The 23,864-nt window shown below is 61.6% G+C and carries 25 protein-coding genes; 14 read left to right on the top strand and 11 right to left on the bottom strand.

Features of this window, described 5'->3' with window-relative positions; translation table 11 throughout:
* Window positions 1-29: 29 nt before the first annotated feature.
* The 3 genes from nanR to RSE12_09310 form a co-directional block, all read right to left on the bottom strand.
* The gene (gene nanR / locus RSE12_09320; protein ID WRH64498.1) at window positions 30-761 is read right to left on the bottom strand and encodes a transcriptional regulator NanR; all 732 of its coding nucleotides are present in this window, start codon (window positions 759-761) and stop codon (window positions 30-32) included.
* 155 nt (window positions 762-916) lie between these two features.
* Window positions 917-2,896, bottom strand: coding sequence for an ATP-binding protein (locus tag RSE12_09315; GenBank protein WRH64497.1), 1,980 nt, complete (start codon window positions 2,894-2,896; stop codon window positions 917-919).
* Between the two features lie 660 nt (window positions 2,897-3,556).
* Window positions 3,557-4,549: an AraC family transcriptional regulator gene (locus RSE12_09310; GenBank protein ID WRH64496.1), complete on the bottom strand. Its 993-nt coding sequence runs from the start codon at window positions 4,547-4,549 to the stop codon at window positions 3,557-3,559.
* 102 nt (window positions 4,550-4,651) lie between these two features.
* On the opposite strand from RSE12_09310, the gene RSE12_09305 reads away from it, so the two are divergent.
* Together RSE12_09305 and RSE12_09300 are read left to right on the top strand one after the other, a co-directional pair.
* Entirely contained in the window at window positions 4,652-5,254 is a 603-nt protein-coding gene (locus RSE12_09305) for a nuclear transport factor 2 family protein (GenBank protein ID WRH64495.1), read from the top strand.
* A gap of 38 nt (window positions 5,255-5,292) precedes the next feature.
* The gene (locus tag RSE12_09300; protein WRH64494.1) at window positions 5,293-6,165 is read left to right on the top strand and encodes an NAD(P)H-binding protein; all 873 of its coding nucleotides are present in this window, start codon (window positions 5,293-5,295) and stop codon (window positions 6,163-6,165) included.
* Between the two features lie 171 nt (window positions 6,166-6,336).
* Here RSE12_09300 and RSE12_09295 read toward each other — a convergent pair whose 3' ends face one another.
* Together RSE12_09295 and RSE12_09290 are read right to left on the bottom strand one after the other, a co-directional pair.
* The gene (locus tag RSE12_09295; GenBank protein WRH64493.1) at window positions 6,337-6,735 is read right to left on the bottom strand and encodes a RidA family protein; all 399 of its coding nucleotides are present in this window, start codon (window positions 6,733-6,735) and stop codon (window positions 6,337-6,339) included.
* A 68-nt stretch (window positions 6,736-6,803) separates the two neighbouring features.
* Complete coding sequence (locus tag RSE12_09290; GenBank protein WRH64492.1) at window positions 6,804-7,790, bottom strand: alpha/beta hydrolase; 987 nt, start codon at window positions 7,788-7,790, stop codon at window positions 6,804-6,806.
* Window positions 7,791-7,995: 205 nt separating this feature from the next.
* Between RSE12_09290 and RSE12_09285 the strand changes: the two genes are divergently transcribed.
* Window positions 7,996-8,955: a LysR family transcriptional regulator gene (locus RSE12_09285; GenBank protein ID WRH64491.1), complete on the top strand. Its 960-nt coding sequence runs from the start codon at window positions 7,996-7,998 to the stop codon at window positions 8,953-8,955.
* A 59-nt stretch (window positions 8,956-9,014) separates the two neighbouring features.
* Here the strand turns inward: RSE12_09285 and RSE12_09280 are convergent, their stop codons facing one another.
* A complete protein-coding gene (locus RSE12_09280; protein WRH64490.1) occupies window positions 9,015-9,944 on the bottom strand; it encodes a LysR family transcriptional regulator in 930 nt (309 codons plus the stop codon).
* 91 nt (window positions 9,945-10,035) lie between these two features.
* Between RSE12_09280 and RSE12_09275 the strand changes: the two genes are divergently transcribed.
* From RSE12_09275 to RSE12_09260, 4 genes are all read left to right on the top strand, one after another.
* A complete protein-coding gene (locus RSE12_09275) occupies window positions 10,036-10,614 on the top strand; it encodes an NAD(P)H-dependent oxidoreductase (protein ID WRH64489.1) in 579 nt (192 codons plus the stop codon).
* 3 nt (window positions 10,615-10,617) lie between these two features.
* Window positions 10,618-11,025, top strand: a complete 408-nt coding sequence (locus RSE12_09270; GenBank protein ID WRH64488.1) for a DUF6220 domain-containing protein — start codon at window positions 10,618-10,620, stop codon at window positions 11,023-11,025.
* Window positions 11,026-11,217: 192 nt separating this feature from the next.
* Window positions 11,218-11,892, top strand: coding sequence for a response regulator transcription factor (locus RSE12_09265; GenBank protein WRH64487.1), 675 nt, complete (start codon window positions 11,218-11,220; stop codon window positions 11,890-11,892).
* Window positions 11,892-13,205, top strand: a complete 1,314-nt coding sequence (locus RSE12_09260; protein WRH64486.1) for a HAMP domain-containing sensor histidine kinase — start codon at window positions 11,892-11,894, stop codon at window positions 13,203-13,205. The genes RSE12_09265 and RSE12_09260 overlap by 1 nt, the downstream gene beginning before the upstream one ends.
* Window positions 13,206-13,838: 633 nt before the next feature.
* Here the strand turns inward: RSE12_09260 and RSE12_09255 are convergent.
* Complete coding sequence (locus tag RSE12_09255) at window positions 13,839-14,771, bottom strand: AraC family transcriptional regulator (GenBank protein WRH64485.1); 933 nt, start codon at window positions 14,769-14,771, stop codon at window positions 13,839-13,841.
* 96 nt (window positions 14,772-14,867) lie between these two features.
* Here RSE12_09255 and RSE12_09250 point away from each other — a divergent pair, with 96 nt between their 5' ends.
* Together RSE12_09250 and RSE12_09245 are read left to right on the top strand one after the other, a co-directional pair.
* Window positions 14,868-15,626 carry an SDR family oxidoreductase gene (locus RSE12_09250; protein WRH64484.1) on the top strand — a complete coding sequence of 253 codons (759 nt, stop codon included), beginning with the start codon at window positions 14,868-14,870 and terminating at the stop codon, window positions 15,624-15,626.
* Window positions 15,627-15,693: 67 nt separating this feature from the next.
* The gene (locus tag RSE12_09245) at window positions 15,694-16,650 is read left to right on the top strand and encodes a dienelactone hydrolase (GenBank protein ID WRH64483.1); all 957 of its coding nucleotides are present in this window, start codon (window positions 15,694-15,696) and stop codon (window positions 16,648-16,650) included.
* A gap of 135 nt (window positions 16,651-16,785) precedes the next feature.
* Here RSE12_09245 and RSE12_09240 read toward each other — a convergent pair whose 3' ends face one another.
* Window positions 16,786-16,992: a ParD-like family protein gene (locus tag RSE12_09240; protein WRH64482.1), complete on the bottom strand. Its 207-nt coding sequence runs from the start codon at window positions 16,990-16,992 to the stop codon at window positions 16,786-16,788.
* A gap of 209 nt (window positions 16,993-17,201) precedes the next feature.
* On the opposite strand from RSE12_09240, the gene map reads away from it, so the two are divergent.
* Window positions 17,202-17,960 (top strand): type I methionyl aminopeptidase, encoded by a 759-nt coding sequence (gene map / locus RSE12_09235; protein ID WRH64775.1) that lies wholly within the window; start codon window positions 17,202-17,204, stop codon window positions 17,958-17,960.
* Window positions 17,923-18,966 carry an alpha/beta fold hydrolase gene (locus RSE12_09230; GenBank protein WRH64481.1) on the top strand — a complete coding sequence of 348 codons (1,044 nt, stop codon included), beginning with the start codon at window positions 17,923-17,925 and terminating at the stop codon, window positions 18,964-18,966. The genes map and RSE12_09230 overlap by 38 nt, the downstream gene beginning before the upstream one ends.
* A gap of 9 nt (window positions 18,967-18,975) precedes the next feature.
* On the opposite strand, the gene RSE12_09225 is transcribed toward RSE12_09230, so the two are convergent.
* On the bottom strand, window positions 18,976-19,545 hold the full coding sequence (locus RSE12_09225; GenBank protein ID WRH64480.1) for a TetR-like C-terminal domain-containing protein: 570 nt from the start codon (window positions 19,543-19,545) through the stop codon (window positions 18,976-18,978).
* A gap of 110 nt (window positions 19,546-19,655) precedes the next feature.
* Here RSE12_09225 and RSE12_09220 point away from each other — a divergent pair, with 110 nt between their 5' ends.
* Both RSE12_09220 and RSE12_09215 read left to right on the top strand, forming a co-directional pair.
* The gene (locus RSE12_09220) at window positions 19,656-20,096 is read left to right on the top strand and encodes a nuclear transport factor 2 family protein (protein ID WRH64479.1); all 441 of its coding nucleotides are present in this window, start codon (window positions 19,656-19,658) and stop codon (window positions 20,094-20,096) included.
* Window positions 20,093-20,926: an NAD(P)H-binding protein gene (locus tag RSE12_09215; GenBank protein ID WRH64478.1), complete on the top strand. Its 834-nt coding sequence runs from the start codon at window positions 20,093-20,095 to the stop codon at window positions 20,924-20,926. The genes RSE12_09220 and RSE12_09215 overlap by 4 nt, the downstream gene beginning before the upstream one ends.
* Window positions 20,927-21,175: 249 nt before the next feature.
* On the opposite strand, the gene RSE12_09210 is transcribed toward RSE12_09215, so the two are convergent.
* The gene (locus RSE12_09210; GenBank protein ID WRH64477.1) at window positions 21,176-22,165 is read right to left on the bottom strand and encodes an aldo/keto reductase; all 990 of its coding nucleotides are present in this window, start codon (window positions 22,163-22,165) and stop codon (window positions 21,176-21,178) included.
* 83 nt (window positions 22,166-22,248) lie between these two features.
* Between RSE12_09210 and RSE12_09205 the strand changes: the two genes are divergently transcribed.
* The gene (locus RSE12_09205; GenBank protein WRH64476.1) at window positions 22,249-22,857 is read left to right on the top strand and encodes a TetR family transcriptional regulator; all 609 of its coding nucleotides are present in this window, start codon (window positions 22,249-22,251) and stop codon (window positions 22,855-22,857) included.
* Between the two features lie 38 nt (window positions 22,858-22,895).
* On the opposite strand, the gene RSE12_09200 is transcribed toward RSE12_09205, so the two are convergent.
* A complete protein-coding gene (locus tag RSE12_09200) occupies window positions 22,896-23,798 on the bottom strand; it encodes a CPBP family intramembrane glutamic endopeptidase (protein ID WRH64475.1) in 903 nt (300 codons plus the stop codon).
* Window positions 23,799-23,864 lie beyond the last annotated feature (66 nt).

The following is a 23,864-nucleotide window of genomic DNA, read 5'->3' as shown; positions in this document are numbered from 1 at the left end:
GCGCGCCGGGGTCAGGGCCAGGGTCAAGGTCAGGAGTCGTTGGCGATCATGTTGCGCGACCGATCCAGATGGGCGCGCATCATCTCAACCGCGCGGTCGGGGGCATTGGCGGCGATCTGGTCGACGATGCTGGCATGTTCGGCCAGCGTGATTTCTTCATTGCCGGACCAGTGCAGCAAAGCGGTGTGATATTCGAACAGCCAGCGCAGCATGGCCTGACTGGTGGCGCTGATGATCGGGTTCGCGCAGATGGCCGCGATGCGGACGTGAAAGCGGATATCGGCTTCGATGAAAGGCATCGGATCGCCCCCAAGCCGGGCTTTCTGCAGGTCCAATGCGGCGCGCAAGTCGGTGACGTCGGCAGGGGTGGCACGTTCGGCGGCGACACGGACGATCCCCAGTTCGAACATGGTCCGCACCTCTTTCAGGTGCTGGAGGTTCGACGGCGCGACGTTCAGAAGAAGCCGCGCGATATCGTTGCTTTGCTCGAAAAAAGTTCCGGCGTCGATGACATTCACCCGCGTGCGTTCACCCTGCGTGATCGACACAAGGCCCGCGTGGTTGAGCGATTGCAACGCTTCGCGGATCGCCGGGCGACCGACCTGGAACCGCTCCATCAGCACACGTTCAGAGGGCATGGCATCACCGGGCTTCAACTCGCCGCTGCGGATCATTTCGCGCAGCCGTTCCAGCACCTGATCCGAAAGCTTGCGCCGGACGATCCTGTCCGAATGTTCCCCGGACCCGCGCAGGAAGGGCATGGATGCCTCCAGTTCAACTTGTCATGTACCTAGTATAACGCCCCTGCCCCCGCAACGGTGCATCGGCAGCGGTGCGGACAGATGGGGCGCGGCGGGGCTTGAAGAAACGGCACAGGGGAGCGTTGATCCATGTTCGCAGACCAGTTGCGGCGGGATCACCGGGCACTGTCCAGCAACGATGTCAGCGCATGCAAAAGGTCCCGCTGTTTGAACGGTTTGGCGAGATGGGTGTCGAACCCGCCCATGATGTAGTCGGCAACCTGATTTGGCATCGCATTCGCCGTGACCGCAATCGCCGGGACGGGCCGACGATGTTTTTCCTCTTCCTTACCCCGGATCATCGCAAGTGCGCCCAGACCATCCAAAACAGGCATGGTGATATCCAGCAAGAGCAGATCGAAGGGCTGTTCGTCCTCAATTGCCTTGAGCCAGGTGGAAACGGCGTCTTGCCCGTTTTCCACCATGGTCAGCTTCACGCCCGTCTGAGCAAGCATCTCTGACACAACAAGGCGGTTCGTCTGGTTGTCATCGGCCACGAGAAGCCGTTTGCCCATCAGGATTGCAGCGTCAAGAACGGCTTCGGATTTCGCGACCAGCATGGAACCATCCGGTGCCTCGGGCAGCGGAATGACGACGCGAACCTCTGTGCCTTCGCCCGGGCGGCTTTTGATCGTGATCATTCCGCCCATCAGGACAACGAGTTGCCTCACGATGGAAAGGCCCAAACCCGTCCCGCCAAATCGGCGCGCCATCGAGCCGTCGGCTTGTTCAAAGCTCTCAAAAACACGCGACAGTTGCGCCTCGGTCATGCCAACGCCGGTGTCGCTGATATCGATGATGACGGGTTTTCCCGGACGGCAGGAGAGTTTCACACGGACATGGCCATGGTCCGTGAACTTGATCGCGTTGCTCAGAAGGTTGTTCAGGATCTGGACCAGCCGGTGCGGGTCACCCAAGCGCGCGTTGTCAGCGCCAGCCCTGGTGAACACCTGAAGATCCAGCCCCTTCTCTTCGGCCTTTACACGATGAAGCGCTTCCACCTGAGCCAAGATATCGGAAGGCACGAGGGGGACCGTTTCAAGTTCCATCTTTCCGGCCTCAATCTTCGACATGTCGAGGATCGAGTTCAGCACCGTCAGCAGCGTTTCCCCCGACTGTCGGATGGTCGAGACCATACGCAGCGTTTCGGGCGTGGACATATAGCCCTGCAGGATTTCGGCCATGCCCAGAACACCGTTCAAGGGCGTGCGAATTTCGTGGCTCATATTGGCAAGAAAGATCGACTTCGTCTTGCTCATCTCTTCGGCCTTTACCCGGGCCTCTTCGAGCTGTGACGAAATGCGGACGAGCCGGTGCGCCGCAAGATAAAGAAGGGTGCAGATGATGGCGAACCAGATAAGCAAGATCGGAAACAGGTGGCTGATCAGTGTCCGCCCCGGCGTATAGCCCTGCCAACTGAACCAAGTCACTGTCGCCCCGCCGGAATCCACCAGAGGCACCCCGTAGAGTTGCCCTTGGGGCGGGGTGTCCGAAAAGCCGGATTCGGATAACTCCATGGGCGCGGCAACGCGTTTTGCGAAGGACTCGTCCAGATATTGCACTGCGACATGCAAATATTCTGTCCCGGGCTCTTGAGCCAGATCGCCGGTGTCTGAAAGGATGGGGACGATGCTGATGAACGCAGGCTGGCCGCGAAGCCGACCGATTTCGGAAACGTAAAGCGCCTCTGGCCCCTCTGCCTCTTCGGTCCGATGGACGTTCGCATCAGCCAAGGCCGAATGAAGGCGGCCGATCATGGCAGGGATCGGAGAATTCGCGTCCGCCAGGACGGCAGGATCGACGGTCATCCCATTCATCGCGGCGTATATCGGCTGACCTTCAGACGTGAGAACATAGCTCTCGTCATGGCCGAAGTAGTCATGCATCCAGACGCCAAGGTTGTCTTCGATAAAGCGGATGTCGCGTGACGCCACTGCTTCAATAGCGTCATCCCAGATCGTTGCGCTTTGTTGATCGACGGCAATCTGCGTGCGTTCTGCCTCAAGCGCTTGCAACGCCAGCCGTCCCTCGCGTGCTGCCGCCTCGCTGTCGATGAGCGTCATGGCGCGGACGGCGACCCCAATACTGCCCAACATGGCAAGTATGGAAAGCCCAAACAGCACCAAGACAAGCTGAGTGGAAAAGGATGGAACTTTCCAAGCGGGTAACAATCGGGCCTCCAGTTGAGTTCGGTGCTCGCGACTAGATCGTCGATTGACCCGGCAGCTACGGGCTAGCGTCCTTCTTCACTAAAACGGCAAAGATATGACAACTTTACTGAACATGCGTGACGCCACAGGGCCCTGGCCATGCGCGCCCATGAATGACGGTACAGCGGTCGAGCCGTTCGGAACGGTCACGCGAGAGCAGACCCTAGTCTATATGGCACACCCATCGTTGACATAAGTCAACGCAGAGACTGCCGCACCGTGTTCGAGCGGCGGCGAGAATGGCCTTGCGATGGTCTTGTGACGTGAGCGTGCGCTTTAGGTCGAAATGGTTGCATGCAAAAGCGTAGACCAGAAAGGCTCCGCGCCAGCCCCCGTTGCCCAACCCGCCCAGACAGGCAAAACTCACACCCGGAGTCTCGCTCACGCTGGATAGAAGTCGGGGGCAACGTCACTTGGGGCACCCTTCTACGGGCTTCTTCCTTCATTCCTGCAACAGCGTAACGTGCTCGGAAAACTAGGGATCCTGGTGGATCCTGTCCGGCACCTCAAGCGCGTGAAAGACAATCCGGCCTTGGTTGGCGAAGGTTACGCCCCCATCGTGAAATCGCGATGCGCTGCCGGGATGTGGGGCGGTGCCGCAGTCATGGACTCGTCCACGAACCGTCTCGGCGTCTTTCCCAGAGTGCGTTTGAATGCTGCTGTGAACGCACTCTCAGACGCGTATCCGACCTCGGCCGCGGCCGCAGCCACCGTTGTACCGTCCCGATCAAGGCGCTTGGCGGCCCAAAGCATCCGCCACATCGTCATGTAGTTCATCGGGGTTTGGCCGACGCGTCGCGCGAAGCGGACAGCGAAGGCAGTGCGCGAAAGGCCCGCCTGCTTGGCCAGCGTCGCCACCGTCCACGGGTTGGAAAGGTCCTGGTGCATCGCAGTGAGGGCGCGGCGAATGAATGGGTCGGCAAGCGCTGCGCTCCATCCGATCTGGTTCTCTTGCCCTTCTTCGAGGTGAAGGCGCATCAGCTCGATAAGCAAGACATGTGACAGATGCTCAATAGAGCTGGCACAGCCGGGACGACGCTGGCGAAGCTCGGCGGCGATTCGGGTGATTGCCCAACGCACGCACTCACTGCTGGCGGCGCGGTCGTTGGCCGCGACCCGGACCACGATGGCATCGGGGAGCGTCGCCATTAGCATCTCGGCCGCCTGGCCTGACAACAGGAACCGCGCCCCTGTCATGAAGAAGTCGCCCCCGCCGCCGAGTTGCGCCGTATCCCCGTGCAACGGCGCGGAATGCACCGTCTCGGCCGCATCCCCCAGACGGGCACCGCGCGCAGAGAGGACAAAGGCCTTGCCGCGCGGCAGGATCACGCAGTCGCCCTCACACAACCAAAGCGGCGCAGGCAGGCTTTCTAGGTTCAGCCAACAGCCGCCCTTGTCGATACCAATGCATTTGAGGCCGGCGTGCGGGGCATAGCGAATGGCCCAATCGCCCCCGGCATCAAGGCCCGCAGCAACACAGTCGTGCGGCCTGAGCAAGGCCAGCACATCAGAGAGGGGATCGACGACTGAGGTGGTCATGGGCATATCCTGAACGAATGCGATATATAAGAGTATTATCTCACATAGTTCGTTCAGCAAACCCCGTCTAACTTCGGCTGGCACACAGAAGGAGTTGCAGAAATGATCAAACCCACCATCCCGAGCAATAGCGCCAAGTTAGGTATCGCCCTGCTTGTAGCATCCGTCTTCAGCGCCCAGTCCCTGCCGGCACAAGAGATCGCACCCGAGCTGCCTTTCGAGGTGATCGTGCCCGCCGCGACCGAAGATCGCGCCGCCGCCTATGAGGTCGCCGCCGCCCGTGCTGCCTGGCTGGAGGCCTTTGCGTCGCAAGACCTCGACCAGATGATGTCCTTCTACGTCGATGACATCTTCTCTTACGACCTGATGGCCGCACCGACAGACGCCGGTCTGGAAATGGCCTTCGACGGTGAAGCGATCTGGCGGCGGAACTGGGTCACCTTCTTCGGCATGTTCGCGGATGATCTGGTCATCAGCATCGAAGACCTGACTGTCTACCAGAAAGGCGATCTAGCCACAGTCTACGGCCTGACCCGTCTGGAGGGGACGATTGAGGGCGGGCCTTACGTCGACATGTGGGTCCGGGAAACCAACCTTCTGCAGCGCGTCGACGACCGCTGGCTGGTGCTTCACGACCATGTCTCGGTCCCGTTCGATTTCGCCACGGGAATGGCAATGACGGACCTCGGTCCGGTCAGCAACTGACCCGCGCTGTTCCCATACTTGTTCAAACGGAGACCGACATGATCCTTGTGACAACCCCCACTGGCGATATTGGTCGCCGCGTCCTTTCCCACCTGCGCGCGGCCGACGTGGCCGTGCGCGTCATCGCCCGCGATGCGCACAAGCTGCCGCAGGACGCAGAGCTTGACGTGATCGAAGGGTCGATGGCCGACAGCGAAACCATCAGCCGGGCGCTGCCCGGTGTGACCCGCGTATTTTGGCTGCCGCCGGGCGATCCCACGCTGCCATCGGCCACAGCGGCCTATGTAGGTGTCTCACGGGCATTCTGTGACGCCCTGCCGAAATCTGATGTCACGCATGTAGTCGGCATTTCCGCATTGGGCCGCGGATGGACCAAGCCCGCCGGGCACGTCACGGCAACGTTGGCAGTCGATGACATGATCGCGGCGACGGGCGTGCACTACCGCGCGCTCGCCTGCGCCTCGCTGATGGACAACATCGCCCGTCAGGCGGAGCCGATCAAAGCCCTTGGACAGTTTTTTCAGCCCACACCGGGTGACCTCAAGCTGCCGCATGTCGCCAAGGCGGACGTGGCCCGGATCGCCGCGGATTTGCTGATTGATCCCGCTTGGTCAGGTGTTGAGGCGCTGCCTCTTCTTGGTCCAGAAGATCTGTCTTTCAACGAGATGTCGGCGATCCTGTCGGCGGTTCTGGGCCGCGAGATCGCGGCAAAAGAACTGCCGATGGAGCATTTCCGCCGGATGATGCGCGATCTCGGCGCGAGTGACGGCATGGCGCAAGCCTATGTTGAGATGCTGACGGCCAAGAATGAAGGTATGGATCACCTTGTCACGCTGGCATCGCGGGATGATACCCCGACCAACTTCCGGATGTGGTGCAAAGACGAGTTGCTCCCGCTGGTTTCCAGGTAATCGCGCCGTCGATCTCGATGTCTGACGCGGGTGCCGAGATCACCCAGAGGGTGTTCGCGCCTCTGCATTGGGTCAGGGACTACACCACGGCCATGGCCAGAGCGACCGGAACCTTGCGATGTCCCGGTCGCGCTTTTCGCGATGCTAAGATCCAAGGATCCTTGGATTGGCCTAGACCCCGCCAGAAATGCGCGCGATCACCTTGATCTCGAAATCGAACCCAGCAAGCCAGTTTACACCGACAGCCGTCCACGTCGGGTGCGGTGCCGCTGGGAAGAACCGGTCCTTCAACGGCATGATCGTTCCGAATTGTGCCTCGGGGTCGGTGTGGAAGGTGGTCACGTCGATGATGTCATCAAAGCTCGCCCCAGCCGCCGTGAGCACGGCCTCGAGGTTCTGAAAAGCCAAGGTGACTTGTTGCGCGAAGTCCGGCTCCGGCGAGCCGTCTTCGCGGCTTCCGACCTGCCCGGAGACGAACAGAAGATCGCCAGAGCGGACGGCGGCGGAGTATCCATGCGCTTCATAAAGCGCATGTCGGTTGGCGGGGAAGATCGCAATTCGTTTTGACATGGGACGTGTCCTTTGTTGGTGCGAGGCATGAGTTTTGATTGAGTGAGTGACGGCGCGCTGCGGCGTCCTTAGCTGGTGACAAACGCCAGCAGATCGGCGTTCAGCACGTCGGCGTTCACCGTCAGCATTCCGTGCGAGAAACCGCGATAGGTCTTGAGCGTACCATTCGGCAGAAGCTTGACTGCCTTCAGGGCCGACGCGGCGATCGGGACCACCTGATCGTCCTCGCCATGCAGCACCAGGGTCGGGACGGTTATCGCCCTCAGGTCCTCCGTCTGATCGGTCTCCGAGAAGGCCTTGATGCCGTCATAGTGCGCCTTCGCACTACCCATCATGCCCTGGCGCCACCAGTTCTGGATGACGCCCTCATGCACTTGCGCGCCCTCCCGGTTGAAACCGTAGAATGGACCGGCGGGAACGTCCCGGAAGAACTGCGCGCGGTTTCCTGCAAGCGCTGCGCGGAAGCCATCAAAGACCTCCAGTGGCGTGCCCTCGGGGTTTGCGTCGGTCTGCAGCATCAGCGGCGGGATGGCGGCGACTAGGACCGCTTTGGCTACACGGCCTGCCGGTGCACCGTATCGAGCAACATAGCGCGCCACTTCGCCGCCACCAGTTGAATGGCCGATATGGACAGCGTTCCTAAGGTCCAGCGTCTCTGCCACGGCGAAAGCATCAGCGGCGTAATGGTCGATGTCATGCCCGTCGGCCACCTGGCTAGAGCGTCCGTGCCCGCGTCGGTCATGGGCGACGACGCGGTACCCCTTTTCCAGGAAAAATAGCATCTGCGCGTCCCAGTCATCCGAGCTGAGCGGCCAGCCGTGATGAAAGACTATGGGCTGGGCGTTCCTTGGGCCCCAGTCCTTGTAGAAGATCTGCACGTTATCCTCGGTGGTGATGTAACCCATGGAAGGCACTCCTTTCTGCAGGTCGAGAGTTGTCGGTTCATTGGCTTGTGAGGGGCCCAACGGAAGGCCGGCGGTCAACGCCAGCGCCGATGCCGCGACCAGTGCGTTACGACGGCTGAGCAGCAGGCTCGGTTTGGGAATGGAAGACATGATTCTGCTCCATTGGTTTTCGAAAGGGGCGGCATTACAAACTTGGGATATCGAGACCCTGGTCTTGTCGTGCCGAACACATTCGAGCAGGTTCGGTTCTCGCGGCTCAATGTGTCGCGATTGGCGTGAATGTGCTCGACGCGGGCCATTGGAGTTAGTCCAGATCGGCTTGCATTTCCTTCAACGATCCATTGAAGGTGGTGTTATGGAGACACTTTCGAACCTTGAAGCCTTCGTGCGGAGCGCCGAGTGCGGGAGTTTTTCCGAGGCTGCCCGCCGGTTGGGACTGACGCCAGCAGCGGTCAGCCGCAACGTCGCCATTCTGGAGCGCAATCTGGGTGTCCGGCTGTTCTACCGGTCGACGCGGGGGCTGACGCTTACCGAGGCAGGGGAGAGCTTCCTCGCGTCGGTCGGGGATCCACTCGACCGGCTGCAGGGCGCTATTGCGGCTGTCACCGCACACGGACCCGAACCTGCCGGTACTCTAAAGCTCAGCATGCCGCCCTCCTTCGGAGTGGCGCATGTGCTTCCGCTCCTGCCTGGGTTCCTCGCACGCTATCCTCTGATCCGGGCGGAATGGCACTTTGAGAACCGCGTCGTCGATTTGGTCGCAGAAGGCTACGATGCCGCCATCAGCGGCGCGGTCGAGCTTTCGCCAGGGATCGTCGCCCGCAAGCTCGCGCCGCTGCATGGCATTGCTGTTGCTTCGCCTGGGTACATGGCGGGCCGAAGCGCTCCGATCGATCCGGCTGGACTTTCCGATTTCGACGGTATCGCGAGGCGCGTGCTTCGAACTGGTCGCATCCGGCACTGGACCATGCGCAACGGAGCGGGTTACGAGATGGCGGCAACGCTCCCTGAGACAGTAGTGCTGAACGAGCCGAGCGCGATCCGCGAGGCCGCGCGCCTCGGGCTCGGCGTCGCCCTCCTCGCTGTGGCCGAGGTCCTGTCGGATCTTGAAGATGGCCGTCTGATCCGCCTCCTGCCGGACTGGTACGCCGACGTTGGCGAGGTCTCGGTGTACTACGCCTCGCGGAGCCTTCTTCCCGCTAAGACACGGGCGTTCATCGACTGGATTGATGCGGCGTTTCGGGAAAACCGCTACCCCGAGCGCTTCAGCGCCCATCCGCCTCACATACCTTCAGGCGACGTCCAGCGACTCTGAGGCGGAGAAGGACAAGGCTGAACGGGCCCGCCGGCCTGCTCCGCTGTTTCCAGCCAGAGCTATCCTTGCCGCGTCGCGACAGACTGCATGCGGGCTGGATTAAAGATCTCGCTCACGATCCCGCAGACGTGCTTCACGGCCCTATCAAGGCTCTGCCGGGCGTGCCATGCGACCTGTAATGTGAAGCCCTCGACCGCGACCGGAGGCGGAAAGACAACGAGATCCAGATGCGCATGCGTAGCGAGGCTCTGTCGCGGCAGCATCGCCATCATATCGGTCGCCGCCAGCACGGCCGGAACAAGCTGGAATGATGGCACGACAAGCCCGACGCGTCGCCGGTACCCCATGTTGGCGAGGTTGGAATCGAGGGGAGTGCGCAGATCACCACGGCCGGAAACGACGACATGCGGGCACGCAAGCCACGCATCAAGGCAAAAGTCTGCGACCGCGGGGTGGTCCTTGCGCATCGCGACGACATATTCGGCATCGAACAGCGATCGGATTTCGACGTTCTCAATCTCGCGATCAAACACCGCAATCGCAAGGTCCGTGTCTCCGTCCAGAAGCTCCCGCGCGACTGCATCCTGACCAAGCCAGGGTCGGACCACCACAGTAATGCCCGGCGCGGTGCGCGCAAGACACTCGACCAGCGGAGAAGTCAGCTGGGCAGCGGGATCGTCCGCCGTGGTAATGCGAACCACGCGCTCGATCCGGTCCAGCGGCAGTTCCTTTGGATCAAGCAGGGTCTCCACCTCGGCCAAAATAGACCGCAACGGCGCACGCATCGCCTCGGCAAGTGGCGTGCGGGTCATGCCCCCTCGTCCGCGTTCCAGCAAGCGATCACCAAGAAGGTCGCGGCACCGCTGCAGGGCGCTGGACACGGCGGGTTGCGACAGGTTCAGCCGATGGGCCGCTCGGCTAACATGTGCCTCGTCAAGAAGTGCGTCGAGAACGACGAGGAGGTTGAGGTCGATACCGCGTAAATTCATGGCATGGATAATTAACTATATTTTATATCCATTGGAAGAATTTTGAACACCAAGCCATCTTCGGATCATCCCAACGCCGAAGGAGGCAACTATGACCCGAACCCTTATCCTGCTCTTTCATCCCGACATCGATAATTCCAAGGCGAATGCGGCCTTGCTGTCTGCAGCACGGACCGTCCCCGATACGCTGGTGGTGGATATGCAGACCCGTTATCGCGGCGGCGTCATCGACATGCATACGGACGGTGCGTCAGAAGCACGCGCGCTTCTGGAAGCTGATAGGATCGTCCTGCAGTTCCCGGTTCAGTGGTATTCGACGCCACCTCTGCTGAAGTCTTGGCAGGACGCAGTCCTGACGCGAATGTGCTACATCCATGCCGATACAGAAGGTGACAAGCTCGTCGGCACACCCCTGATGATCGCCGCGACCGCGGGCAACACCCCAGCTGCCTATGGCCGCGGCGGTGCCAACCACTTCACCATGGATGAACTCCTGGCGCCGCTGAAGGCGACAGCTCTGCGCTGCGGTCTGCCTTGGCACCCTCCGCACCTGGTCTTCCGGGCCGACAAGCTGGAGCCTGTGGAACTGGCAGCCGCCAAGGACAGCTATGTTAAAGCCCTGAGGGCATTCATTGCGGCAACGCCCGCCCACAACCAGAAGGCGGCCTGAGCCATGACGAAACCGACCCACGACACGCTCCATGATCTTGGCCACGGAACGCCCGCCCCGTTTATTGCTGCGGCATACAGCCTGCCGGCGCTTCTCGCACTTCAGTTCCTGCTGGCTGGGCAGGCGCTCTTCGGCGGGCTTTCCTGGGATTTTCACGGCGCGCTTGGAGGCGCCGTAGCGGTCCCGGTCTTCACACTTCTCTGCTATTCCCTTGCCGTACCTAGGCTGCGGGGGTTCAGATGGTGGGCCGGGGTGCTTGCGATCCTCTACGCAGTCCAACTTGCGCTGGCATCGTCTGGCCCGGGCGCCCTTGCCATCCATCCCTTTAATGCGGCGCTTCTGCTGTCGGCCTCAATGGTCTTCCTGTTCAAGGTCAAGCGGCGGAGTTCTGCACAAACCGAAAAGGGCTGACCAGCGCACAATCTGTGGTGGAATTCCGGCCCGCAGCCAGCTCAGCTCGACACGTCGGAGAAAATCCGCACGCTTTCTCGATCTTAGCGGGTTGTTTCTTGCCGGAAGGTGCGACGCTGGCCTACTCCGCATCCGAAAAGGCCGGACAGGTCATGTACTGCCAAGCATGAATCCATCCTGTGAGGGAGCACAATGCGTATTCTTCTGGTCGAAGACGAACCTCGGCTTGCGGAATCGCTGCGCGCCGTCCTCGAACGCGAGCGGTTCATTGTGGACCATGCAGACGGTCTGGAGGCCGCACAGGAAGCAAGCCTGTCGGGATCTTTTGATCTCGTGCTCCTTGACAGGTCTCTGCCCGACGGCGAAGGGCTGTCGTTGCTTCCTTCCCTGCGGGCTGGCAGCCCCGGGATCCATGTCATCGTGCTCAGCGCTCGCAACGGGATAGATGACCGTGTCGCCGGCCTTGACGGTGGGGCGGACGACTACCTAACCAAGCCGTTTTCCGTCGACGAGATGCTCGCGCGCATCCGGGCGGTCCGTCGCCGTCCGGTCGAACTGGTTGGCGAGAAAATCCATGCCGGAACGCTCGTCTTCGACCTCGCCCATGAGGAAGTGGATGTTGGCGGTGTGCGGATCGACCTGCCCAGGCGGGAACTGCGAGTGCTGGCGGCACTGATCAAGCGGCGCGGTCGCACCGTACAGCGCGAAGCACTCGAAAACGCGGTGTTTGGGTTCGACGACGAAATCCAGTCCAACACGCTCGACTCTCATGTCTCCCGGCTGCGTCGAAGATTGAATGCTGCAGGGGCGAGGATCGAAATTCACGCGATACGAGGGGTCGGCTACCTGCTGCGCGAAGTGCCTTGATGATGTCGCCGTCGCTAAAACGACCACTGATCATCTATCCGCTGATCTTCCACTTCGTCACCCTTCTTGCCTCCTTCGCCATCCTCATCGCGGTTGCGATCCGCATCGACAGCGGTGGCCCCTACACCGACGAACGGATCGTCCCGGTTATGGCGCAGGCGGTGCAGCGCGACGCCACGGGGCATCTCTCCGTGGTCATGACGCCGGAACTGGCCGACCTGAGCGCAAACGCGCCCGACCTGTGGTTCGTGGCCGAGGACGATACCGGGGCGAGTGTGGTTTTCGGAACGGTTCCCCAACATTATGCTTCCCTCGTAGGCCGCCTGAGCGACCTCTCCTACGCGCAACTGCGCGACCGTGCTGCACCCTACAATCTGGCAGCAGTGATCCGAAGGGAGACCACGGAGATCGGCACTCTGACCATTCTCGGCCACGGCGCACTGTCGGAACTGAGCTTCATAGTGGTGTTCGCAACAAATACCATCATCCTGCCAATCTTCGCCCTGCTGACGCTGACCTCACTAGTCGTCACGCCCTGGATCGTCCGGCGGTCCCTCTCGGGCCTTTCGCGCATTGCAAGGGAGGCGGAGGAAATTGAGGCAGACAGCCGAGAGCGCCGTCTGAGCGAGGCCTACGTCCCCCGCGAGATCGCGCCGCTCGTGCGGGCGGTGAACGAGGCCTTGCGCCGCCTTGACGACGGATACGAACGCCAGCAGCGGTTCATCGCGTCCGCCTCACACGAACTGCGCACGCCCATCGCCGTTCTTGCGAGCAAGGTGGAGGCAGCCGACAACGAGGCCGTCCGTGCCCTGGCGCTGGACGTCCAACGGCTCGCGACGATGACCGAACAACTTCTCGACCTGCAACGCTTGGAAAGCAATCGCCACGACTCGGCATTCGACCTCGCGATCGTTCTTCGGCAGGCTGTCGGAGACCTCGCACCTCTCGTTATCGCGAACGATTGTTCCATTTCGCTTGAGGTCACCGGGAGCGAAATCTGCATCGGCGACGCCGCAGCCTTGCAGCGCGTCCTCATGAACCTCGTGCAAAACGCGATGGACCACGGCGGCACCAATGTTACCGTCCGCGTATCTGGGGCGGCCTTTGAGGTTGAGGACGATGGCCCGGGAATACCGCCCGAGGAGCGTGAGCGCGTGTTCGAGCCGTTTCACCGGCTTCGGCCACGCGCCACGGGAAGTGGCCTCGGACTCAACCTTGTGCGAGAGGTCATAGACCGACACGGCGGCCAAGTGGAGATCCTGGATACGACTAGGGGCGGCACCGTGGTACGCGTTGACTTGGGCACCCAGTGAGTTACGCGACGGCGTGTCCGTCAAGCGACTGAACAGCCTTTGCCCGTTCCACTGGCTCTTTTGTCGCGATTTATCCTACTCTTGTGCCGACCGCGCTCCCGCCGACTTTTGGACTGTCAGCAGGCGGCAGGAACGCGGTCAGCGATGTGGATCACGCCAAAAAGTTTACACCGTCAGCATTCTCTCCGGCTCGGGTCGCGGTCGCAGCGTTGCGCGCGCGCTCGATCGGATATGATCTGGGCATTGAGCGCGGTCTCGCTAGTAAGGTTTTGCAGTTGGGCTCTTTCGAGTGAACTGCGGTCGTCTGTCACGCAACCGGCCACCAATATTGTTAGCCCTGCCATAAAGCTGAGGCGCATCATCGTTCGATGGCATCGTGAGAAGGGGAAGTTTTGCATCTTGTTTTCCTTTCGGCGTCCTGTTTGCCTGATTGCGGCGGCGGTCCGCATCGCTGCAGACCTCCGTCGCGGTGCAAGATGCCGACGAAGATTGCGTGAACATGGCGCTGTTCCAAAAATCTCAATTGGCCAAACGCCTGCCTTGCTAATAGCAGGTCGGCGCGTGGTCTCGGCCTGCCGGGAAGTGAGTGAATCCTTGGGATCGTCGGAGCGGACTCGTCCAGAGGGTACAGCTTCAGAGAATGCCAGCGCGTTGCCGTTCGGCCTGACGTTGGGCCCACAGACCAGGTGCTACCCCCTCATGCCGAACGAAAGCCAATGTAAACGCGCTGGCCGAGCCATAGCCTACTTGGTGCGCGATTTCGGCGTTGGTCAGGTCACCGCGTAGAAGGAGGTCACGCGCAACTGCCATTCGCCAAGCCCTCGCATATTCCATGGGCGCACACCCGAGCGCTGATCTGAATCGTTCAAAGAAAGACGAGCGTGACATGCCCGCCTCTCGGGCCAGCCCTGTCACGGTCAAGGCGCTACCATTGGCATCTTGAATCCGCTGCAGCGCGGCACTAAGCCCTGGGTCTGACAATCCACGCAACAGTCCCGGCGGACGCGCGTGACCGGGGCTTGACCGCAACGCCTCAATCATCAGCACCTCTAGCAAGCGCTCCAGGATCATGGCGCGGGCCGGACGGTCGGCACGAGTCTCATCGTGAATTATAGGCACGAGGGCCATCAGCCGGTCGTGTCCAGAGACATGGATCATCTGCGGAAGCAGTGAAAGCAGCAGGGTCTTGTCCGGCGCGTCGAACCGGCAGTGACCTACCAGAGCCTGCAGTTCGACCGGGCTATCAGCCGGGCCAAGACGGAATATGCCCGGTCCGGTCTCGAGCGGGAGCCGCGTCGCGCCAGGTTTCGGAGGGAGTTCGCTCGTCATCGTGAAACTGTCCAGCGCCGGGACCATCACGAAATCCCCTGCCACCAGCATGACCGGCGCATGGCCGTTTACCTCCAGACGTGCGCGCCCCTGGACAATGGCGGCATAGAACGGGCTCGCCATGTCGGTACGGTCGACTTGCCACCGCCCGCCAGCCACGACCAACTTCGAGATGTCCGGACGGGGTTTGAGAAGCGCGACAACGCTGGACAACGGATCTGGTGCGAGTTCTGGCATGTCTTCGGACTTCTGATTAAGTATAGCGGACTTTCAAATATAGATTGTCCGTCCACGCGCGTCTATCTCCCAGTCACACAGACAAGGAGAGACCCTATGCCCCGTATTCTTATCACCGGCTGCTCCTCGGGCTTCGGACAAGCCATCGCCGCACGCTTTCTTGACGAAGGCTGGGAGGTTGTTGCAACGATGCGCACACCCGCAGCAGAGGGATTGCCAATCTCTGAACTCCTCCGGATCCTGCCGCTTGACGTGACACAGCCCTTGACCATCGAGGCGGCGCTGGCCGAAGCCGGCCCGATCGATGCGCTCGTCAACAATGCTGGTGTCGGGATGCTGAACGTCCTCGAAGGCGCGGCGATCGACAAGGCGCGCGAGCTTTTCGAAATCAATGTGCTCGGTACGATGGCAATGACGCAGGCGGTGATGCCGGCAATGCGCCAGCGTCGAACCGGTGTGATCGTCAACATCAGTTCCAGCGTCACGCTGCGCCCGTTGCCGGCACTGTCCATCTACTCTGCCAGCAAGGCGGCGGTTAATGCCTTTACGGAGAGCTTCGCGCTCGAAGCCGCCGAGTTTGGCGTACGGGCCCGGCTTGTCCTACCCGGTAGCGCGCCGGAAACGTCTTTCGGCAAGAACGCCGTGCAGCGAATGGGCATGGACGTGCCCGATGTCTACGGCCCCTTTGTCCAAGCCTACTTCCAGTCCCTGCGGAACGCGACCGAGAAGACGTCAGCCCTCGACGTTGCGAACGCGGTTTGGCGCGCCGTCGCCGATGTGGACGCTCCGATGCTGCTGCCCGCAGGGCCCGATGCCGAGGCCTTGTTCCGGAACAAAGACAGCTTAGCGGCGTGAGGCGCACTTCTCCAAATGGTAGCGGCGCCCGCTGCGACCTTCCCTGACCTTCCTAGAGACCACAAGAATGAACCGTTTGATTGATCTTGCCCGGCACCTGCCGACGGCTGAGGCCGGAATGACCGTTGCCTATACACCGATCCGGCTGACCCTGCCGAACCGTCCCGCGCTGGAATTGCGGCTGACCGCGCCAGCCGCGGGCCGTGACCTTCCCATCGTGCTGTTCTCGCACGGGTATGGTCCGTCGCACTACATTCCCTCCAAGGATGGCTACGCCCGTCTTGTCCAGTTCTGGGCGGAAAGCGGCCTTGCTGTCATTCAACCGACCCACGCAAGCTCTCGCGTCGGCGGGCTGGGGGATGGTCGGCCGGAGGCACCCTTCTACTGGCGCGCGAGGGTGGCTGAAATGCGCGCGATCCTCGACCAGCTTGACGAGGTGGAGCGACAGGCTCCCGCAGTGGCTGGGCGCCTGGACCATGACCGGATTGCGGTCGCCGGACATTCCTTCGGCGGCCACACGTCGGCGCTTCTCCTTGGCGCGCGGCTTCATGGGGAGGATTTCTCGGACCCGCGGATCGGCGCGGGGGTCCTGTTGGCGGCCCCCGGTCGGGGTGGCGACAACCTCAGCCCGGAAAGTGCCGCGCGATTTCCCTTCTTCGATGTGGACTACGGCGCGATCCGCAAGCCGACCCTCGTGGTTTGCGGAGCTGATGACAATCCGCACTTCACGCCACGTGGCCCCGACTGGCATGCCGACGCCTTCTACGACGCCCCGGGCGCGAACGCCCTGCTGACTATCGCGGGCGTGGGGCACGGCCTCGGAGGTATCGCCGGCCTAGACGCAAAGGAAACCGACGCCGAAGTGCCCGACGCGCTCGAAGCGACACTACGCCTGTCCTTGGCCTGGCTTTCTAGGAGTTTCGGCATCAGTGCAGAAATATGGGACACCGGGCGCGCCGCCCTGAGTGGCGCAGCTGCGGACCTCGCAGTTCTTTCTGAAAAGGAAGCAGGGTCCCCGGGATGATGCCTCCTGAGGGTCGGGGACGACCGGCTTTCCGGCCAGGCGTGATCCCTGACCTTCATACAGGCGAGCGGGGGCGGACGCGGCTCGGTCGGCTTCCAACGGACCCGCTCGCGCTACTTGGCCGCCTGCGCGAGCTCAGGCGGCGTCAATCTCGGGCACCCCGACAGCGGCAAGCTTCCGTTGCTGGGCCATGATTTCAGTAAACGACAGGCCCGGATTCGCCTCGGCCAGCATGCCGACCTTCATCCAGAACTCGGCCTGGGCATTGATTGAGCGGCACATGACGACGCTCGCCTTGCGCAGCTCCTCATGCATGTGGTCGGCAATCTTCACGATGCCCATTCGGATCAGTCCTTTTCGTTAATATACGAATCATATATGTATCGTATATTCGGTGCCCTCGTCCGTCAATCGGCCAACACCGACATGACAATCCCAAAACGAAAGGACATCGGGTGGCAACCTATATCAACGTGCCTGTCGCTCCGCCTGCACAAAGCGCCCGAAGGACAGAAAGCATCAAGCTCTACGGGCCGGACGCATTCGAGGGCATGCGTCGCGCCGGGGCACTGACCGCCAGATGTCTGGATGGCGTCGCCGCGCTGGTCCGAGACGGCACGCCCTTGGCCGAGATCAACACGTTCGTTCTCGACTTCGCCGCAACGCAGGGCGCCAGACCTGCGACGCTGGGTTACAAAGGCTATGCCTACGCCTGCTGCACATCGAAGAATCATGTCGTGTGCCACGGTTTCCCGACTGAAAGGAAGCTGCGTGACGGCGACATCGTGAACGTTGACGTGACGCTGGTCGTTGACGGATGGTACGGCGACTCCAGCCGCATGTACGCCGTCGGACGTCCGAAGAGAGCCGCCGAGCGCCTGATCCGCATCGCGCACGAGGCAATGATGGAAGGCATCCGTGCGGTCCGTCCGGGTGCGCGTCTGGGCGACATCGGCCATGCTATCCAAAGTTACGCGTCCTCCGAGCGATGTTCGGTAGTCCGCGACTTCTGCGGTCACGGGATCGGTCAAGTCTTTCACGACTCGCCAAACATCTTAAATTTCGGCAGGCCGAACACAGGGCTGGAGCTGCGTGAAGGGATGATCTTCACGGTTGAACCGATGATCAATCTGGGACGACCAGACGTGAAGATGCTCCGCGACGACTGGACCGCCGTTACGCGGGACAGGTCATTGTCGGCCCAGTTCGAGCATTCGATCGGCGTGACCGCAGACGGGTTCGAGATCTTTACCCTCTCGCCTGAGGAACAACATGCTCCGGGCGTCGACCTCGCAGCCGTTCATGCCTGAAGGGGTAGCCGTCTGGTTGGCTTCGCGCGCAAGCGCCGCGACCGATACCTTTGATAAAGCAGGAAAGAAGATGATACATCAGGAAGAACTGAGCGCTCCGGGTCCCATGGGCGCGCTCAAGGGAACCTTGACCCTTCCCTCCCAACATGGGCCGCTTCCGAATTGGACGCCGGTGTTTTTGATCGTGCCCGGCTCCGGGCCGACCGACCGCGACGGCAATTCGCCTCTAGGCATCTCGGCAGCGCCTTACAGGTTGCTCGCCGAAGCGTTGGCCGAGCGAGGCTATCCTTCGGTGCGCATCGACAAGCGCGGCATGTTCGGTTCCGCAGACGCGGTTTCGAACCCGAATGATGCGACGATCGCAAGCTATGCCGAGGACCTGCTTGCCTGGACGAACGCCATCCGAAAGCTGCTGCCCGCAGAGGGCGGCGCGCGCTGCGTCATCCCCATCGGCCACAGCGAGGGCGGACTTGTCGCCCTGGCGGCCATGGCCCGCATGCCAGACGCGCGTGCCTTGATCCTCATCGCCAGCATAGGCAGGCCCTTGAATGAGGTGATACGCGAACAGCTGCGCGCCAACCCCGCGAATGCACCTTTCTTGAGGGAAGCCGAAACGACCCTTGCGGCGCTGAAGCGCGGAGAGCGGGTCGATGCGGGCGCGATGCATGCCGCATTACGCCCCCTTTTCGCGCCAGACGTTCAGGGCTTCCTGATCGACGCCATGTCCTACGACCCGGTTGCACTGGCAGCGTGGGTCAAGGTGCCAGTGCTCGTGGTCCAAGGCACACGCGACCTGCAGGTCAACGTCGCGGACGCACGCAATCTGGCCAACGCAGCACCTGATGCCACCCTCGCACTGGTTCCCGGCGTAAATCACGTCCTCAAGTTTGTGGCATCCGATGATCCTTCGGCGAACCTTGCGACTTACGCAAACCCGGATCTTCCGATTGCGTCCGAGGTCGTGGATGCAGTCACGACGTTCGTAGAAGGCATCGCCACGGCATAGACGTCGCGATCAATGCTGGCCAACGGAACCCTTGATTGCCGCAACAATCGCGACGGCTTCAGTCGCAAGCTGGCCGCGCCTAGGGGTGACGCCCAAGACCACCATGCGCCAGTAAAGCGGTGCAGGAAGCAGATCGAGGGCGAGATCGCGGTCAACGTCCCGGTCCAGCTCGCCCCTCGCAATCGCACGGTCCAAGATGACCTGCGCCTGCTCCCGGCGCGCTTGGGCCACCTGAGTGTTCAGATCCCGCATCGACGCAGACCGCGCAGCCTCGGCGTGAAGATCGGGTAGGATGCGACGGATCATGGGGTGACGAAGGACCGCTCGCAGGCGGGTCAGAAAGGCCAGGACATCGGCCTTTAGGCTTCCATGATCTTCGGGCATGGCCATCGTCAGTCCAAGCGCGGTCACCGCCGCCACCGCGAATTCTTGGTGCGAGGCGAAGCGACGGTAGATCGCGGCCTTGCCCGCCCCGGCCCTGGCGGCAACCCGTTCGAGGCTGATCGCCGCAAAGCCGCGTTCGGCCCATTCCTCGAAGAATGCGCGATAGAGCGCCTCGGTCAGCTCCGCGCTTTGCACGGCTGCCCCGGACGGCTTTCGTCCAGATTTTTGGACGGAACGGTTGCGTTCCAACGATCACTTCCCTATATCGTCGATACGTTACCGTTCCATCCATAGGAGGTTTCTTCATGTCTGACAAGTTCGATAGCTTTTCTGCCCTGCTTCGCGCTGCACTCGGTGATCGGCTGGTCCCTGCGGACAGTTTGCTCGGCATGTTTGCCGATGATGTCATCTTTGAGTTCCCCTACGCGCCTGACGGGCTGCCCAAGAGGCTGGATGGGACCGCTGCCCTTGCTGCCCACCTGGAAACACTTGGCCCGTTGCTCAGCTTCGGGCCGATGGAACTGGGCAATGTGTATGCCGCAGGCTCAACGGTGATCCTTGAGTTTTCCTGCAGTGGCGAAGGCGTGGCCACAGGCGCACCCTACAATCAGTTATATGTTTCCGTAGTCACGTTGCGGGAAGGGCGCATTGCGCACTACCGCGACTACTGGAACCCGCTCGTGGTGCTGACGGCCTTGGGCGGCACCGACGCCGCAGCCGCCGCGTTTGCGGGGGCAGCCCGATGAGTGTCGGGCGGGTTCTCATCACAGGAGGCAAGGGTAAGACAGGCCGTCGCGTGGCGTCCCGCTTGATTGCCTTAGGCATCGACGTCACGATCGGTACACGCACGCCCGATGGCCCTCGGGACAGCCGCTTCGATTGGGCCGATCCATCTTCTGCATCGGCCTTCGATGGGTGCGATGCGGTCTACCTTGTCGCGCCGACCGACCGCACCGACCACCTGGCGGTCATGCAGCCGCTTCTGGAAGAGGCCATGGGTCGCGGCGTCCGGCGTTTCGTTCTGCTCAGCTCGTCGCTAATTGAGCCCGGCGGCCCAATGATGGGCGAAGTTCACGCCTGGTTGGCCCAGAGCGCCCCGGAATGGGCCGTGCTTCGTCCCTCCTGGTTCATGCAGAACTTTTCCGAAGGGCCCCACGCCACCACAATACGAGAAGAACGGATCATCTATAGCGCCACTGGCGCCGGTCGTGTCGGTTTCATCGACGCCGAGGATATCGCCGCCACAGCCGCCGCGTGCTTGACGGCGAAAACGCCTCTCAATTCGGACGTCGTGCTGACGGGGCCGCAGGCGTTAAGTTACGACGATATCGCCGCGATCATCACTGCCGCTCTTGGCCGGCCCGTGCGCCACGTGTCGCTTGACCCGGCCGCACTGACAGCACGCTTCGTGTCGCAGGGCATGCCGCCTGACTATGCCAACACGCTCGCGGGCATGGACGTGGACATCGCGACAGGCGCCGAAGATTATGCAACGCTGGGCGTAGCGCAGGTTACGGGGCAGCGGCCTTCGTCATTTCTTGCCTTTGCCAATCGCGTCCTTGAGAGATGGAAGTGACCCGCTGGGCAGTGGCGACCGTTTGCTCTTTAAGAAATGGAATTGACCTCCCAGCGATGCAATCCAGAACTCGGTGCGGGCTTTAAAGCATTGGCTGAAAAAGCGCTTCCGGCCATCACGCCCGCCCGCACCTCAAATCATATCGCGCGAGCCCGGCCTAGTGCGGTCAGGGAAGCGCTTCTGGTCCAGAACGCGCTCAGCGGCTTTAAGCTTTCTGTGGAAATCGCATACATATCCGGGCCAAGCCGATCATGTCCATTCGGGCATGACCGCATCGAGGTACCGCGCGCCGAATCCGCCAGTCGGCAGGATCTCAGCGATCCGGTGCAGGTCCTCGTCGGAGAGATCTAGGTGGACAGCGCCGACATTCTCCTCCAGCCGCGCGATATTGCGCGTGCCCGGAATGGGAACGATATCGTCGCCCTGGGCCAGCAGCCACGCCAAAGCCAACTGAGAGACCTTCGCGCCCCGCTCATTGGCGAAGGCTTCGAGTTGGCGCACCGCCTCGATGTTCTTTTCGAACGCGCCGGGCTGCCAGCGCGGATCAAAACTGCGCATGTCGCTCGCATCATACTGGTTCGCGGGCTTTGCCGTCCCGGTCAGGAAGCCGCGGCCAAGCGGCGCGTATGGCACGAAGCCGATGCCAAGTTCCCTTAGCACGGGAAACAGTTGCTCGACATCGCGCTCGAAGAGCGAATACTCGGTCTGCAGCATCGCCACTGGCTGAACTGCATGGGCGCGGCGGATGGTCTCGGGCCCCGCCTCGCTAAGCCCGAAATGGCCGACCTTGCCCGCTTCGATCAGGTCCTTCACCGTTCCCGCCACGTCCTCGATCGGCACCCCGGGATCGACGCGGTGTTGGTAGAGCACGTCGACATGGTCCACGCCGAGAAAGCGCAAACTGTTGTCGAGAACCTCGCGGATATGGTCCGGCCGGCTGTCGTAGCCATAATCGCGGGTCCAACCGAATTTGGTGGCGATCACGACGTCGTCCCGCACGGGTGCCAGCGCTTCCCCAACCACGCGTTCGTTATGGCCCCAGCCATACATCTCGGCGGTGTCGAAGAACGTCACGCCGATCTCGTGGGCATGCCGGATTGTCCTGACGGCGTCGTTTGTACTGTCTGGCCCGTAAAACTCGGTGATCCCCATGGCACCGTAGCCGATGGCTGATACCTCCGGGCCGTCCCGGCCAAGTTTGCGGCGGGGCAGGATGTTCTCTTGAAGAGCGTTGACCACGATTGTCTCCTTCACGTGATGTGCCTAATCTGGCATCTGCGATTTATTTTGGCACTAAGTGCCACATTTAGCATGGAGTGTCAATGCAAGCGCCGTCTTCTGGTTCAGGCAACTCACTCAGGAAGATCAAAGCAGACGCGGTCGCGGCATCCATTGCCGGGACCGCGCTGGCCTTGTTCGACAAAAAGGGGTTCGATGGCGTGACGGTCGACGAGATCGCTTCTGCGTCCGGCATCTCGAGGCGAAGTTTTTTCCGCTACTTCGCGACAAAAGAGGACATCGTGGTCGCGGGGCATGCCGCGTTCGGAGAGCGGATCGTCGAAATTGTGAAGGCCCGGCCGCGGGACGAAGGTGTCTGGGTTTCGCTGCGGCGGGGTTACGATATTCTGGTCGAAAACGTCGATCGCGACCCTGAAGGTGCGGCCAGGACCATGCGTATCATTAACAGCACTTCGAGCCTGCGCGCCCATACCATCGAGAAGCACAGCGTTTGGGCGGTTGGTCTTGTCCCCGAAATCGCGGATCGCCTTGGCGACGCCAATGCCCGGCGCCTGGAGGCAGATGCGCTGGTTCACGCATCACTTGCCTGCCTCGATGTCGCGCTGGCTCACTTTACGCCCGGGCGAGACGCTTCCCTGAGCATAAATCTAGATGCTGCGTTTGCTGCGGTATGCCCGCATTGTACGCGCTGAAGTCGCCGGGGGGTTCAATGCTCTTGCTCCTGCAGCAATCAGTCGCCTGATATCGTCGGGGTCCGCGCTGGTCCGGACTTCCGCGTTGTCCACCAGACAATCACGGTGATGACGGCGAGCCCAGCGCTCGGGACGAGGTTCGCGGGCGTCCCGGCGATCTCATCACGGTTGCTCAGGTCGCCACCCAGGTCGAGGTGGAGCGTCGTCGCAAGGGCAAGAGCACTGACGTTGTATACCGCGTGCAGCACGATAGCGACCTCAAGGCCTCCCGTCCTCCAGGTAACAATCGCCATCGCCGCGAAAAGCACGAGATACGACGCCAAGATATACGGGTCGAGAGTGCCGTGGAGCAGCGAGAAAGCCACGGTCGTGACGATGATGCCAAGGATCGCGCCAGCTTGGGACCCACGTGTCCAGCTGCCTACTACACGGAACATCAAGCCACGCAGTCCGTATTCCTCACCCGCGGCCGCAAGCGGAGTGAGCGTCATCCCGATAATGAAGAAAGCGACCAGATCGGCCGCGCTCCATGGGATCGTATCACCAGGTGTCAGAAGAATCCCGATGGACATGATGAGGAGGAGGAAAGGACCGAAAGCCAGCAAGGCGCGACCGAACACACCAAACCGGAAGCGTCCGGCGACCGAATGCAGCGAACGGGCTGGAATGCCATAGAGCCAGCGCTGAAGCATCATGCTGTAAGGAATGAGGAGTGCGAGTGCGAACGCACCGGCAGCGTGCTGCAAAGGCGTAAACCCGGTCCTACCAAGGAGCTGGGTGTCGATTGTCGAGGCGACGGCGAGGCACAGTTGCGCTAGGCCAATGAGGCCGGCAAAGAGCAGGATGATTGTGACGAGGCCTCGGACAATCTGCCGCTCATCGCCCGCGTACACACGATGATATTCGGTTTCTGCCGGCACCCGAGATGTTGCTGTTGTCATGTCGGGTTGCAGGAACCAACTCAGAGCCTTACTCCGCATTTTCTTCCTTTCTTTCAGACCGCCGGG

The sequence above is a fragment of the Fuscovulum sp. genome, from assembly GCA_035192965.1.
In the GTDB taxonomy this organism is placed as follows: Bacteria; Pseudomonadota; Alphaproteobacteria; order Rhodobacterales; family Rhodobacteraceae; genus Paragemmobacter.
The sequence above is the reverse complement of the archived record's forward strand: the minus strand, read 5'-3'. Positions and strand labels throughout refer to the sequence as shown.

Bases quoted from the DNA above. Each gene is read 5' to 3' on its own strand.
- nanR (WRH64498.1), bottom strand. From the start codon at position 761: ATGCCCTTCCTGCGCGGGTCCGGGGAACATTCGGACAGGATCGTCCGG.
- RSE12_09200 (WRH64475.1), bottom strand. From the start codon at position 23,798: ATGACAACAGCAACATCTCGGGTGCCGGCAGAAACCGAATATCATCGT.
- RSE12_09250 (WRH64484.1), top strand. From the start codon at position 14,868: ATGCCCCGTATTCTTATCACCGGCTGCTCCTCGGGCTTCGGACAAGCC.
- RSE12_09275 (WRH64489.1), top strand. From the start codon at position 10,036: ATGACCCGAACCCTTATCCTGCTCTTTCATCCCGACATCGATAATTCC.
- RSE12_09240 (WRH64482.1), bottom strand. From the start codon at position 16,992: ATGGGCATCGTGAAGATTGCCGACCACATGCATGAGGAGCTGCGCAAG.
- RSE12_09265 (WRH64487.1), top strand. From the start codon at position 11,218: ATGCGTATTCTTCTGGTCGAAGACGAACCTCGGCTTGCGGAATCGCTG.
- RSE12_09260 (WRH64486.1), top strand. From the start codon at position 11,892: ATGATGTCGCCGTCGCTAAAACGACCACTGATCATCTATCCGCTGATC.
- RSE12_09315 (WRH64497.1), bottom strand. From the start codon at position 2,896: ATGTTGGGCAGTATTGGGGTCGCCGTCCGCGCCATGACGCTCATCGAC.
- RSE12_09280 (WRH64490.1), bottom strand. From the start codon at position 9,944: ATGAATTTACGCGGTATCGACCTCAACCTCCTCGTCGTTCTCGACGCA.
- RSE12_09290 (WRH64492.1), bottom strand. From the start codon at position 7,790: ATGTCTTCCATTCCCAAACCGAGCCTGCTGCTCAGCCGTCGTAACGCA.
- RSE12_09220 (WRH64479.1), top strand. From the start codon at position 19,656: ATGTCTGACAAGTTCGATAGCTTTTCTGCCCTGCTTCGCGCTGCACTC.
- RSE12_09230 (WRH64481.1), top strand. From the start codon at position 17,923: ATGCTCCGGGCGTCGACCTCGCAGCCGTTCATGCCTGAAGGGGTAGCC.
- RSE12_09255 (WRH64485.1), bottom strand. From the start codon at position 14,771: ATGCCAGAACTCGCACCAGATCCGTTGTCCAGCGTTGTCGCGCTTCTC.
- RSE12_09305 (WRH64495.1), top strand. From the start codon at position 4,652: ATGATCAAACCCACCATCCCGAGCAATAGCGCCAAGTTAGGTATCGCC.
- RSE12_09295 (WRH64493.1), bottom strand. From the start codon at position 6,735: ATGTCAAAACGAATTGCGATCTTCCCCGCCAACCGACATGCGCTTTAT.
- RSE12_09270 (WRH64488.1), top strand. From the start codon at position 10,618: ATGACGAAACCGACCCACGACACGCTCCATGATCTTGGCCACGGAACG.
- RSE12_09300 (WRH64494.1), top strand. From the start codon at position 5,293: ATGATCCTTGTGACAACCCCCACTGGCGATATTGGTCGCCGCGTCCTT.
- RSE12_09205 (WRH64476.1), top strand. From the start codon at position 22,249: ATGCAAGCGCCGTCTTCTGGTTCAGGCAACTCACTCAGGAAGATCAAA.
- RSE12_09285 (WRH64491.1), top strand. From the start codon at position 7,996: ATGGAGACACTTTCGAACCTTGAAGCCTTCGTGCGGAGCGCCGAGTGC.
- RSE12_09310 (WRH64496.1), bottom strand. From the start codon at position 4,549: ATGACCACCTCAGTCGTCGATCCCCTCTCTGATGTGCTGGCCTTGCTC.
- map (WRH64775.1), top strand. From the start codon at position 17,202: ATGCGTCGCGCCGGGGCACTGACCGCCAGATGTCTGGATGGCGTCGCC.
- RSE12_09245 (WRH64483.1), top strand. From the start codon at position 15,694: ATGAACCGTTTGATTGATCTTGCCCGGCACCTGCCGACGGCTGAGGCC.
- RSE12_09215 (WRH64478.1), top strand. From the start codon at position 20,093: ATGAGTGTCGGGCGGGTTCTCATCACAGGAGGCAAGGGTAAGACAGGC.